At 66.1% G+C, this 12,211-nt stretch carries 12 protein-coding genes; 6 read left to right on the top strand and 6 right to left on the bottom strand.

All coding sequences use genetic code 11. The annotated features are described in order from the left end of the window. Positions 1-11 precede the first annotated feature (11 nt). The 4 genes from AC5P76_RS12775 to AC5P76_RS12760 all read left to right on the top strand — a co-directional run bounded on the left by AC5P76_RS12775 (position 12) and on the right by AC5P76_RS12760 (position 4,222). Complete coding sequence (locus tag AC5P76_RS12775) at positions 12-908, top strand: RNA polymerase sigma-70 factor (RefSeq protein ID WP_053516916.1); 897 nt, start codon at positions 12-14, stop codon at positions 906-908. 36 nt (positions 909-944) lie between these two features. Further along, positions 945-1,394 (top strand): carboxymuconolactone decarboxylase family protein, encoded by a 450-nt coding sequence (locus AC5P76_RS12770; protein ID WP_065181961.1) that lies wholly within the window; start codon positions 945-947, stop codon positions 1,392-1,394. A gap of 118 nt (positions 1,395-1,512) precedes the next feature. After that, a complete protein-coding gene (locus tag AC5P76_RS12765; RefSeq protein WP_253119547.1) occupies positions 1,513-3,363 on the top strand; it encodes an ABC transporter ATP-binding protein in 1,851 nt (616 codons plus the stop codon). A gap of 79 nt (positions 3,364-3,442) precedes the next feature. Further along, complete coding sequence (locus tag AC5P76_RS12760) at positions 3,443-4,222, top strand: ferredoxin--NADP reductase (protein ID WP_053516913.1); 780 nt, start codon at positions 3,443-3,445, stop codon at positions 4,220-4,222. A gap of 49 nt (positions 4,223-4,271) precedes the next feature. Here AC5P76_RS12760 and AC5P76_RS12755 read toward each other — a convergent pair whose 3' ends face one another. Then, a complete protein-coding gene (locus tag AC5P76_RS12755; RefSeq protein ID WP_065181959.1) occupies positions 4,272-4,763 on the bottom strand; it encodes a glutathione peroxidase in 492 nt (163 codons plus the stop codon). 118 nt (positions 4,764-4,881) lie between these two features. Here AC5P76_RS12755 and AC5P76_RS12750 point away from each other — a divergent pair, with 118 nt between their 5' ends. Then, positions 4,882-7,050: a M3 family metallopeptidase gene (locus AC5P76_RS12750; RefSeq protein ID WP_053516910.1), complete on the top strand. Its 2,169-nt coding sequence runs from the start codon at positions 4,882-4,884 to the stop codon at positions 7,048-7,050. A gap of 111 nt (positions 7,051-7,161) precedes the next feature. Here AC5P76_RS12750 and cfa read toward each other — a convergent pair whose 3' ends face one another. Genes cfa through AC5P76_RS12735 form a run of 3 tightly spaced genes read right to left on the bottom strand, consistent with a single transcriptional unit; the run spans position 7,162 to position 9,520 of the window. Continuing rightward, the gene (gene cfa / locus AC5P76_RS12745) at positions 7,162-8,277 is read right to left on the bottom strand and encodes a cyclopropane fatty acyl phospholipid synthase (protein ID WP_495222766.1); all 1,116 of its coding nucleotides are present in this window, start codon (positions 8,275-8,277) and stop codon (positions 7,162-7,164) included. A 19-nt stretch (positions 8,278-8,296) separates the two neighbouring features. Continuing rightward, the gene (locus AC5P76_RS12740; protein ID WP_065175544.1) at positions 8,297-9,181 is read right to left on the bottom strand and encodes a DUF3298 and DUF4163 domain-containing protein; all 885 of its coding nucleotides are present in this window, start codon (positions 9,179-9,181) and stop codon (positions 8,297-8,299) included. 36 nt (positions 9,182-9,217) lie between these two features. Beyond that, complete coding sequence (locus AC5P76_RS12735; protein WP_053516908.1) at positions 9,218-9,520, bottom strand: GNAT family N-acetyltransferase; 303 nt, start codon at positions 9,518-9,520, stop codon at positions 9,218-9,220. Positions 9,521-9,729: 209 nt separating this feature from the next. Here AC5P76_RS12735 and AC5P76_RS12730 point away from each other — a divergent pair, with 209 nt between their 5' ends. Then, positions 9,730-9,891, top strand: coding sequence for a hypothetical protein (locus tag AC5P76_RS12730; RefSeq protein WP_164972342.1), 162 nt, complete (start codon positions 9,730-9,732; stop codon positions 9,889-9,891). A 55-nt stretch (positions 9,892-9,946) separates the two neighbouring features. On the opposite strand, the gene AC5P76_RS12725 is transcribed toward AC5P76_RS12730, so the two are convergent. Further along, a complete protein-coding gene (locus AC5P76_RS12725) occupies positions 9,947-10,573 on the bottom strand; it encodes a rhomboid family intramembrane serine protease (protein ID WP_495222765.1) in 627 nt (208 codons plus the stop codon). 7 nt (positions 10,574-10,580) lie between these two features. Then, positions 10,581-12,146: a POT-type proton-dependent oligopeptide transporter gene (locus tag AC5P76_RS12720; protein WP_053516906.1), complete on the bottom strand. Its 1,566-nt coding sequence runs from the start codon at positions 12,144-12,146 to the stop codon at positions 10,581-10,583. Positions 12,147-12,211 lie beyond the last annotated feature (65 nt).

The following is a 12,211-nucleotide window of genomic DNA, read 5'->3' as shown; positions in this document are numbered from 1 at the left end:
TCCTTGCCCGCATGAACGCCGAAACCGCCTTCCAGACCCACCGTCCGCGCCTGATGGCCCTCGCCTACCGCCTGCTGGGCAGCCGCGCCGACGCCGAGGACGTCGTCCAGGACGCCTGGCTGCGCTGGTCCGGCGCCGACCCGGCCAGCGTCCGCGATGCCGAGGCATGGCTGGTCACCACCACCACGCGCCTGGGACTGGACCGTCTGCGTGCGGCCAAGCGCGAGCGCGCGCATTACGTGGGCCCGTGGCTGGCTGAACCGATGGCGGTCACCCTGGAGCCGGACCCGGCGCCCGGCCCGGCCCAGTTGCATGCCCTGGCTGATGATGTATCGGTGGCTTTCCTGACCCTGCTTGAACAGCTCGGCCCGGAGGAACGCGCCGCGTTCCTGCTGAAGGAAGCGTTCGACCACGACTATCGCGAGATCGCCGACCTGATCGGCCACAGCGAGGCCAACTGCCGGCAACTGGTGCACCGGGCCCGGCAGCGGCTGCAAGCCGGCCGGCCGCGCTTCAATGCCGACGCCGGCCAGCACCGGCAGTTGCTGGCACGCTTCATGGATGCGTCGCAGCGTGGCGACAGCGAGGCGATCCAGGCCCTGCTGCATGCCAACGCGCTGATGGTCTCCGATGGAGGCGGCGTGGTCACCGCAGCGGTGCGCCCGCTGCGGGGTGCCGAACGCATCGGCCGCCTGTTCTGGGCCATTGCCCGCCGCGGCGGCACGCACCCGGCCCGGCTGGGCTACGTCAACGGCGAGCCGGCGATCCTGGGCTTCGACGGCGATCGCCTGCATTCGGTCACCACCATCGAGGTGATCGATGGCCGCATCGCGCGCCTCTACAGCGTGCTCAATCCGGAAAAACTGCCCGCGGTTGTCACGCACGCAGACGCGGCGGCGTCCTGGTAAGGGAAGGCGGCCATCGGGGCCGCCGTGGAGCCCACGATGTCCAACCCCGCCTCACCCCGCGTTCCCTATACCCGCTTGGCCGCCAAGGCTTTCAAGGGCCTGCTCGATACCAGCCAGGCAGTGCATGACAGTTCGATCGATCCGACCCTGATGGAACTGGTGTTCCTGCGCGTGTCGCAGCTCAACGGCTGCGGCTACTGCATGGACATGCACGGGACGGCGCTGCGCAAGAGTGGCATCGAGCCGCGCAAGCTGGACACCCTGCCCGCCTGGCACGAAAGCCGCTTCTTCGATGCGCGTGAGCGCGCAGCGCTGGGCTGGGCCGAGGCCCTGACCCGGCTCACCGACGCCGCGCCATCGCAGGCAGCGTTCGATGCGCTGGCACCGCACTTCGATGAGAAGGGCATCAGCGACCTGAGCATGGGCATCGCGGTGATCAACGCCTGGAACCGCCTCGGCGCCGGCCTGCTGCCGCCGCTGCCCTGATCCACAAGAGTGCGGGGCCTCGCCCAGCGCGGCTCCGCACCGGTGGCGCGCTGACGCGCGCTCCCTGCGGGCGTCGCATTCATGCCTTCGCCACGGCTCCGGCGCGCACAATGGCGACATGCCTTCAGCCGAAAAGAAACCCAGCCTGCGCCAGCGCTTCAATGCGATGCGCAACGTGCCACCGTTCCTGCGGCTGGTGTGGAAGACCAGCCCCGCACTGACCCTGGTCAGCCTGGGGCTGCGCCTGATCCGTGCCCTGCTGCCGGTCGCCATGCTGTATGTGGGCAAGCTGATCATCGACAGCGCGCTGCAGCTGAGCCGGCACGACGCCGGCTTTCCGCCGCTGGGCGAGGCCCTGGCCAGCGGCCTGCTCAATCCGCTGCTCGGGTTGCTGGCCCTGGAGCTGGGCCTGGCCATCGTCTCCGACCTGCTGGGCCGGATGGTGGCCTACGCCGATGCCCTGCTGTCGGAGCTGTTCGCCAACGCCACCAGCATCCGGCTGATGGAGCACGCCGCAACGCTGGATCTGGAGGACTTCGAGGATCCGGACCTGCAGGACAAGCTGGACCGCGCACGACGCCAGACGATGGGCCGGATGAACCTGATGAGCCAGCTGTTCGGCCAGGTGCAGGACGCCATCACGGTGGTCAGCCTGGCGGTGGGCCTGCTGGTCTACGCGCCGTGGCTGATCCTGCTGCTGGCGCTGGCCCTGGTGCCTGCCTTCATCGGCGAATCGCACTTCAACGCCGCCGGCTACAGCCTGAATTTCCAATGGACGCCCGAGCGCCGCCAGCTCGACTACCTGCGCCAGCTCGGCGCCAGCGTGGAGACGGCCAAGGAAGTGAAGATCTACAACCTGCACCGCTTCCTGGTGGAGCGTTACAGGAGCCTGTCGGTGGCGCTGTTCAAGGCCAACCGGGCGTTGGCCCGGCGCCGTGCCGTGTGGGGCACCCTGCTGGCCGCGCTGGGCACGCTGGGTTATTACACCGCCTACGCCTACATCGCCTGGCGCACGGTGCGCGGCGATTTCTCGATCGGCGACCTGACCTTCCTCGCCGGCAGCTTCCTGCGCCTGCGCCAGCTGCTGGAGGGCCTGCTGATCGGCTTCTCGCAGGTGGCCAGCCAGGCCCTGTACCTGGACGATCTGTTCTCGTTTTTCCAGATCCGGCCGGAGATCCATTCGCGCGAGGGCGCCGCAGCCGTGCCGCAGCCCATCCGCCAGGGCTTCGTGTTCGAGAACGTCGGCTTCCGCTATCCCGATGCCGAGCAATGGGCCGTCCGCCACCTCGATTTCCAGCTGCATGCCGGCGAAGTGCTGGCACTGGTCGGCGAGAACGGTGCCGGCAAGACCACGCTGGTCAAACTGCTGGCACGGCTGTACGAGCCTGACGAGGGGCGCATCCTGCTCGACGGCCGGGACCTGCGCGACTATGACCTGGATGACCTGCGCGCCAATCTCGGGGTGATCTTCCAGGACTTCGTGCGCTACAACCTGAGCGCCGGGGAGAACATCGGCGTTGGCCAGGTCGAGGCGATGGCGGACCGGGAACGGGTTGCCGATGCCGCGCGCCGGGGCATGGCCCAGGAAGTGATCGAGTCGCTGCCACGCGGCTACGACCAGCTGATCGGGCGTCGCTTCAAGGAGGGCGTGGACCTCTCCGGCGGGCAGTGGCAGAAGATCGCCATCGCCCGCGCGTGGATGCGCAATGCGCAGGTGATGATCCTGGACGAGCCGACCGCAGCGCTGGATGCGCGCAGCGAGTTCGAGGTATTCCAGCGGTTCAGGGAACTGGCGGACAATCGCACTGCCGTACTCATCTCCCATCGCTTCTCGTCGGTGCGCATGGCCGACCGCATCCTGGTGCTGGCCGATGGCCGGATCGAGGCCAGCGGCACCCACGAGCAGCTGATGGCCCAGGGCGGCCGCTACGCCGAGCTGTTCGAGCTGCAGGCCGCCGGCTACCGCTGAGAACGCCTCTCGTTCCGCCTAATGAGAACCTGTCTCATTTGAGATAGAATTACCCCGACGACTTCCAACAGATACGCCCATGTCTTCCGCTTTCGGCGCCGAAACGGTGCTTGAGGTCCGCCACTGGACCGATGCCTACTTCAGCTTCACCCTCACCCGCGACAGCGGTTTCCGCTTCGAGAACGGCCAGTTCGTGATGATCGGCCTGGAAACCGACGCCCGGCCGCTGCTGCGCGCCTACTCCATCGCCAGCGCGAACTGGGAAGAGCAGCTGGAGTTCTTCAGCATCAAGGTGCAGGACGGCCCCCTGACCTCGCGCCTGCAGCACATCAAGCCCGGCGACAAGGTTCTGGTAGGCAAGAAGCCCACCGGCACCCTGCTGATCAGCGATCTGCATCCCGGCAGGAACCTGTACCTGCTGGGCACGGGCACCGGCCTGGCGCCCTGGCTGTCGATCATCAAGGACCCGGAGACCTACGAGCGTTTCGAGAAGGTGATCCTGTGCCACGGCGTGCGCTACGAGAAGGACCTGGCGTACCGCGACTATTTCGAGAAGGACCTGCGTGAGCACGAGTTCCTCGGCGAGATGATCGGCGACAAGCTGTTGTACTACCCGGCCGTCACCCGCGAACCGTTCGCCAACCAGGGGCGCCTGACCTCGCTGATGGAAAGCGGGGAAATGCAGCGCACCCTGGGCCTGCCGGAACTGAGCCCGGAGAATGACCGCGCGATGATCTGCGGCAGCCCGCAGATGCTGGCCGACCTGCGCACGGTGCTCGACGCCCGTGGCTTCCAGGTCTCCCCGCGCATCGGCCAGCCGGGTCACTACGTGTTCGAGCGCGCCTTCGTCGAGAAGTGACCCGTAGCGCCGGGCCTGCGTCCGGCGCTGCCGCGGGAAGCGGCAGCCCTTACTGCCGGGACTGCAACGCTTTCTCGATGTCCCCGCGAAGGCTTTCCGGCTTGTCGGTCGGCGCGTAGCGTTTCAGCACCTGCCCGTCGCGTCCGACCAGGAACTTGCTGAAGTTCCATTTGATCGCGCTCAGCCCCAGCAGGCCGGTCTTCTCGGACTTCAGCCACTTCCACAGCGGGTGTGCACCGTCGCCGTTGACCTGGATCTTCTCCGACAGCGGGAAGTCCACTGCATAGGTCAGCGCACAGAAGCTGCGGATCTCCTCGGCATTGCCCGGTTCCTGGTGGCCGAACTGGTCGCAGGGGAAGCCGATCACCACCAGGCCCTTCGGGCCGTACTCGCGCCACAGCGCCTCCAGTCCCTCGTACTGCGGGGTGAAACCGCACTTGCTGGCCACGTTGACCAGCAGCAGCGCCTTGCCGCGGTACTGCTCCAGGGCCTGCGGCTGGCCGTCCAGGTCGGTGAAACCGAAATCGAACGCAGTGGTCATGGCAGATCTCCGCAATGGGGGGTTCCGATGGTATCCCCGCCCATGCCTTTCGACACAAGCCCGATCCCATTACCCCGGGTTAACCTCGGGCACTTGTCTGCCTTACCGGAGTACCGCCTTGACCACCCGCCTTGCCCTTGCCGTGGCCATGACCCTCGGCCTTGCCCTGCCCGCCTATTCCGCCGGCGCCGCCACCCCGGCTGCCAGCACCACCGCACAGCAGGCCAACCCGTTCTTCGCCGAAAGCCCGCTGGCACTGCACTATCCGCAGTTCGACAAGATCAAGGACAGCGACTTCGCTCCGGCCTTCGACGCCGGCATGGCGCAGCAGCTGAAGGAAATCGAGGCCATCGCCAACAACAAGGCCAAGCCGACCTTCGACAACACCATCATCGCCCTGGAAAAGAGCGGTGACATCCTTGACCGCGCGACCACCGTGTTCTTCGCCCTGGTCGGCGCGGACACCAACGACACCCGCAAGAAGCTGCAGGCCGACTACTCGGCCAGGTTCGCCGCGCACAGCGATGCGATCGCCCTGAACAGCAAGCTGTTCGCGCGCATCCAGGCGCTGTATGACACCCGCACGCAGCTGGGTCTGGACGCCGAAGGCGTGCGCCTGGTCGAGAAGTACTATGACAACTACGTGCGCGCCGGCGCCAAGCTGTCTGACGCGGACAAGGCGAAGCTGAAGGAAATGAACGCCGAGCTGGCCAACCTCGGTACCCGCTTCAGCCAGAACGTGCAGTCAGAAGTGAACGCTTCGGCGATCACCGTCGATGACGTGAAGGAACTGGATGGTCTGTCCAGGGAGCAGATCGCCGCCGCCGCCGAAGCCGCCAAGGCCCGTGGCCTGGATGGCAAGTATGTGATCACCCTGCTCAACACCACCGGCCAGCCGCCCCTGACCAACCTGGCCAACCGCGCCCTGCGCCAGAAGATCTACGAAGCATCGGTCAGCCGTGGCAGCCGCGGCGGCGAGTTCGACAACACCGCCATCGTCTCGCGCATCATGCAGCTGCGTGCCGACAAGGCCAAGCTGATGGGTTTTGCCAACTTCGCTGCGTACAACCTGACCAACCAGACCGCCAAGACCCCTGAGGCGGTCAACGCGATGCTGGGCAAGCTGGCCCCGGCCGCAGTGGCCAACGCCAAGCGCGAAGCGGCCGACCTGCAGGCAATGATCGACCAGGAGCAGAAGGCCGCGGGCAAGCCGACGTTCGCGCTGGAGCCGTGGGACTGGGCCTTCTACAGCGAGAAGGTGCGCCAGGCCAAGTACAACTTCGACGAGTCGCAGCTGAAGCCGTACTTCGAACTGAAGAACGTGCTGGAGAACGGCGTGTTCTTCGCCGCCAACCAGGAATTCGGCCTCACCTTCAAGCAGCGCACCGACCTGCCGGTCTATCACGATGATGTCACCGTCTACGACGTGTTCGACGCCGACGGCAGCCAGCTGGCGATTTTCCTGTTCGACCCGTACGCCCGTGCCTCCAAGCGCGGCGGGGCATGGATGAACTCGTATGTCTCGCAGTCGAAGCTGACCGGCTTCAAGCCGGTGGTGGCCAACCACCTCAACATCCCCAAGCCGCCGGCCGGCCAGCCGACCCTGCTGACCTGGGATGAGGTGACGACCACCTTCCACGAATTCGGCCACGCCCTGCACGGCATGTTCTCGAACGTGAAGTACCCGTACTTCTCGGGCACCTCGGTGCCGCGTGACTTCGTCGAGTTCCCCTCGCAGGTCAACGAGATGTGGGCCGATGACAGCGCCATCCTGAAGAACTACGCCAAGCACTACCAGAACGGCACGGCGATGCCGCAGGCACTGCTGGACAAGGTGATCGCCGCGGCCAAGTTCAACCAGGGCTTTGCCACCACCGAGTACCTGGGTGCGGCCATGCTGGACCAGCGCTGGCACCAGATCGGCCCGGACCAGGTGCCGGCCGCCAAGGACGTGATGGCCTTCGAGCGCGCCGCGCTGGAGAAGGACGGCATCTACTACGCACCGGTTCCGCCGCGTTACAAGACCCCGTACTTCAGCCACATCATGGGCGGCTACTCGGCCGGCTACTACGCCTACATCTGGTCGGAAGTGCTGGACGCCAACACCCAGAAGTGGTTCCGCGAGAACGGTGGCCTGAGCCGCAAGAACGGCGACCACTTCCGCGCCACCTTGCTGTCGCGTGGCGGCAGCGTCGACGCGATGCAGCTGTTCCGCGATTTCGCCGGCCACGAGCCGCAGATCGAACCGCTGCTGGAGAAGCGTGGCCTGACCGGCACCGGCAACTGATCGCCGGTGCGATAGCGTGAAACGAAAACCGCCCGGGAGACCGGGCGGTTTTTTCGTTGTGATTGGGGTCAGAGCCCTTTTCTGCGAAAGGGATCTGCCCCCGCTCTGGCTTCATCGCGGCGCCACATAGCCTCCCGGCACGCCTTCCGGCGAAAGCACCAGCTGCCACAACTGCGCGTGCCGGCAACGGAAGGTCGCCATCGAACCGGCCAGATAGAAGCGCCACATCCGCCGGAAATGCTCGTCATAGCGCGCATCCAGCCGGGGCCACGCCGCTTCCACGTTGCGCCGCCACGCCTGCAGGGTCAGGTCGTAGTCGGTGCCGAAATTGTGCCAGTCCTCCAACACGAACCGCCCCTCGAACGCCCTGCTGATCTGCGCCGCCGAGGGCAGCATCGAGTTGGGAAAGATGTAGCGCGCGATCCACGGATCGGTACGATGCCGCGACACGTTGGTCCCGATGCTGTGCAGCAGCAGCAGGCCACGTGGCGACAGGCAGCGCCGCGCCACCTCGAAGAAACTGCGGTAGTTCTTGTCACCGACGTGCTCGAACATGCCGATCGAGAAGATCGCATCGAAGGGTTCGTCCAGCGCGCAGTAGTCCTGCAGGCGGATCTCGATCGGCAGACCGGCGCACAGCTCGCGCGCGAATTCCGCCTGCTCCTGCGAGATCGTTACACCGACCCCGCTGACTCCATAGCGTTCGGCAGCGAACTTCAGGGCCTCACCCCAACCGCAGCCGATATCCAGCACCCGCTGGCCCGGGCGCAATCCCAGCTTGCGGCAGACCAGGTCCAGCTTGGCTTCCTGCGCAGCGTCTAGGTCATCGGCCTGCCGCCAGTAGCCACAGCTGTACACCAGGCGCCGACCCAGCATCGCCTGGTACAGATCGTTGCCCAGATCGTAGTGGCGACGGCCGACTTCGTAGCTTCCCTGCCCGGCCTGCAGGTTGAACAGGCGCGCCTTCAGCGCGTCGGCCACTTCCCGCCAGCCGTGCACCCGTTCGTCCAGATGCGCCTGCATGAGGTGGACCAGGAATTCGTCCAGGACGTTGGCGTCCCACCAACCATCCATGTAGCTCTCGCCCAGGCCGAGCGAACCGTGCGCCATGACCCGTGCGAAGAACCTCGGATCATGTACCTGGATGTCCTGTGGCCGGGAGCCGCCAATGCGGACCCCGGCTTCGTGGAGCAGGCCGCTGACCCGCTCCTGCAACCCTGTATCCACGCCCCCTCCTCGTCTGCGCTCAACCGCGTGCGAACAGCTCCACGTAATCCTTGGCCACGTGCGGCAACAGCACCGCCGCCGGCACATCGGCGGTCTGCGTTCCATCCGAGTATGGACCCACCTGGTAGGGCGGGAAAACAAAGCGCAGCGCGGTGATCTGCCCCTTGTCGTCGGTCAGCGGCTGGAACTGGCTGAAATTGTCGGGCTGCGGGCCGGTGCCATCGGCGATCATGCGCGATGCATTGCGCAGCGACTCCTGCAGCTCGGCCGGCTCCATGTCCTCGCCGCTGAGGCGTGTCGCCACGCGCTCGCGCAGCTGGTCCGCGACGAAATCGCTGATCGCCTTCCAGCCCTTGCTGTCGGTCACCAGCTTGTCGGCGCTGAGCATCTGCTGTTGCTCCGGCAGCCAGACGAAACGTGCCACCAGGGGTTCGCCGTGGGCGCCGCCGGTGTAACGGCTGCCATCGGCACTCACCACCACCAGCTGCGGCGTCTCCAGCACCTTCTCGAAGCTCAGCGAGAGTTCGTAGGGCATGGTCGGCTTGTCGTTGCCCAGCCCATCGAGCGCCTGCTGCAGCTCGCTGCGGGCCGTGGTGGCGTAGTCCTGGAGCGCACGCGCCAGGCCCGGATAACGGTCGATGCCTGCCGGATAGCTGATGCCCACTACCTCGCGTTCGTTGTTCTCGATCACGTCGCGCAGGTCGAGCGGTGCTTCCGCAGCGGGCGCCTCGCCCGTGGCGGAGGCATCGACCGCCGGCGCCGCGTCGGCCACCGGTGCCGGGGTTTCGGCTTCACGCTGGCAGCCCGCCAGCAACAGCACGCCTGCCACACCGGCCAGCACGCTTCCGCGCAGCAGCCGGTTGTTTCCAATCTTCATCGGGATCCCCTGTTCATGTTCATCCATCATCGCCCGCCCTGGCTTAAGCGTAGCCCGCTGGCGTCATCCCGCCAGAAGGTCGTGATACTCCTCATGCCGCTGCAGGAATGCCTCGGCGTAGGCACACGCCGGCACGACCTTGTACTTCTGCTCCCGCGCGAACCGCAGCGCCACCCGGGTCAACTCGCCGGCGATGCCCCGGCCGGCGATCGGCTCGGGCACCTCGGTGTGGGTGATGACCATGCGTCTGCGCTTGATCTGGTAATCGAGCACCGCCACCTGTCCACGCACACGGGCAGTGAAGCGATGGTTGGCCTGGTCGTGATCGACCTCGTAGGCCAGACCGGGGGGCGTGACCGAAGCCATGGGACTGTCTCCTGCGGCGACTGCGTGGATGGTGCGCAGCCGGGCGCCATGATCGCGTGAAGCCTGAACAGGGGCAAGTCCAGGCCCTCCACGTCAGTTTGCGACCCTAAAGCTGGAGCGCCCGCGGCCGCTATCGCCTGCGGAGGGGTCCGGCCACGCTGGCACGGCCCTTGCGACCGTAGACCGTGCGACTGCCGTGGAGGCCCCCGATGCACCCCAGCGATTCCCATTCCGATACCGACCGCGCCCTGCTGGAGGGCCTGCTCCAGCTCGCCGTGGAAGGCCAGACCGACGAGCAGGCCTTCCAGCGTATCGGCGAGGAAGTCTTCGCCCGCCTGCTGGACACCTACGGCCAGCAGACCCGGGCCTGACCACGAGCGGGGGCCCTGCCCCGGGGTCGGATCCAGCGGATCCGACCCCAGGCCCTCAACCGCCGCCCAGGCGGAAGGTCGGGTTGGACAGTTCGCGCAGGAAGTGGGTGAAGATGCTCGGCTGCATGGCCAGCATGAAGATCACGCCGAATGCCGCGCCGGCCAGGTGCGCGCTGTGGTTGATGCGGTCGCCGCCGCGCTTGTCCATCCAGATGCTGTAGCCGACATAGAACGCGGCGTACACGATGGCCGGTGCGGGGATGAAGAACACCAGGATGATCGACCACGGCTTGATCAGGATGAAGGCGAACAGCACCGCCGACACCGCACCCGAAGCCCCCAGGCTGAGGTAGTTCGGATTCTTCTGGTTCTTCAGGTAGCTCGGCAGGATCGAGACCACCAGCGCGCCGATGTAGAACGCCGGATAGGTCAGGTAGCTGCCGGTCAGCTGCACCATCACGCTCTCGATGAATCCCCCGAAGAAGAACAGGGTGATCATGTTGAAGATCAGGTGCGACCAGTCCGCGTGGATGAATCCATAGGTCACCAGCCGGTCGTACTGGCGGTGGCGGTCGATGGCCGGTGGCCACAGGATCAGGCGGTCGGCCAGCGCGCCGTGGTTGAACGCCCTCCATGACAGGATGGCGGTGATGGCGATCAACAGCAGATTGACGGGGGTCATGTCAGGCTCAGGCAGCGCGGTAGTTGTCGACCATACGATAGCGTTTCGCGTACCAACCGAAGGCCAACGCCGCGATGAAGGCGAAGCCGGCGAAGAAGAACATCAGGAACGCCGCCTCGCTCAAGCCGGTGCCGGCGATCTGGTGGGTCACCGTTTCGTTGCGTACGGCCGCATTGGACAGCAGCACCCACAGGTTGCCGATGGTGGTGGTCAGGTTCCAGAAGCTCATCACCACCCCCTTCATCGCCTGGGGCGCCTGGCTGTAGGCGAACTCCAGGCCGGTCGCGGACACCAGGACCTCACCGAAGGTCAGCAGCGCGTACGGCAGGATCTGCCAGAAGATCGACATGGCATTGCCGCCATCCATCACCACCTGGATGCTGCCGACGACGATCCAGGCCAGGCCGCTGAAGGCGATGCCGGCGGTCATCCGGCGCAGCGCGGTCGGCTCGAAGCCGAAGCGGCGCAGGGCCGGGTACAGCACCAGGTTGTTGAACGGGATGAGGATCATCACCAGCAGCGGGTTCAGCGCCTGCATCTGGGAGGCGGTGAACCAGCTCGGCATCTGCATCTGCTGTCCCTGTAGCACCCAGGTCGAGGCCTTCTGGTCGAACAGCGAGAAGAACGGCGTGGTCAACGCGAAGATCACCAGCACGCGCAGCACCGAACGCACGCCCTCCACGGCTTCGGCCGGATGGTGCGCGCGGGCGCGGTCCAGCTGCAGCCAGGTGCCGCCACCGACACCAGCCAGAATCGCCACCAGCGCAAGGCACAGGCAGATCACGATGCCCAACGAGCCGACCAGGCCGAACGATGCCACCGCCAGCACCAGGCCGGCCACGGCGATCGCCAGGCCCGGACGGCCCTGGCCCGCCACCCGCGCGGTCAGCGCCGTGCGCGCCACGTTGGCGAACGAATGCGGGTCCTTCGGCGGCAGCGGCACCAGTACGTAGCGCTTGCGGCCAAGCCAGAACACGAAGGTCGCCACGAACATCAGGATGCCCGGAATGCCGAACGCCCACTGCGGGCCCCAGTTCTTCAGCACCAGCGGAATCAGCAGCGACGCAAACAGCGAGCCGAAGTTGATGATCCAGTAGAAGGCATCGAACACCAGCTTGGCCAGGTGCTTGTTGCTCTGGTCGAACTGGTCACCCATGAACGAGGCCACCAGCGGCTTGATGCCACCGGCACCCAGCGCGATCAGGCCCAGGCCGAGGAAGAAGCCCTGGCGGCTGTTCTCGAACAGCGCCAGGCACAGGTGGCCGGCGCAGTAGACCAGGCTGAACCAGAGGATCGTGTGGTACTTGCCGAAGAACCTGTCGGCCAGCCAGCCGCCCAGCAGCGGGAAGAAGTACACGCCGATCATGAAGCTGTGCATGATGTCCTTGGCTTCACCGGCACGGCCTTCCGCAGTGATTTCCTGCAGCAGCAGCGAGGTGATCAGGAACTGCACCAGGATGTTGCGCATCCCGTAGAAGCTGAACCGTTCGCAGGCCTCATTGCCGATGATGTACGGGATCTGGCGCGGCATCTTTCCCTGGCCGGCGATGGGGGCGACTGCGTCGTGGCTCATCCTGTAAGGCATTCCTGCAAAGCGAAAGCCGCAAGGTTACCGGAACCTGCGGGCTGGAAGCACGC

This window comes from Stenotrophomonas sp. YJH_SMC_36 (assembly GCF_059369935.1).
The sequence above is the reverse complement of the archived record's forward strand: the minus strand, read 5'-3'. Positions and strand labels throughout refer to the sequence as shown.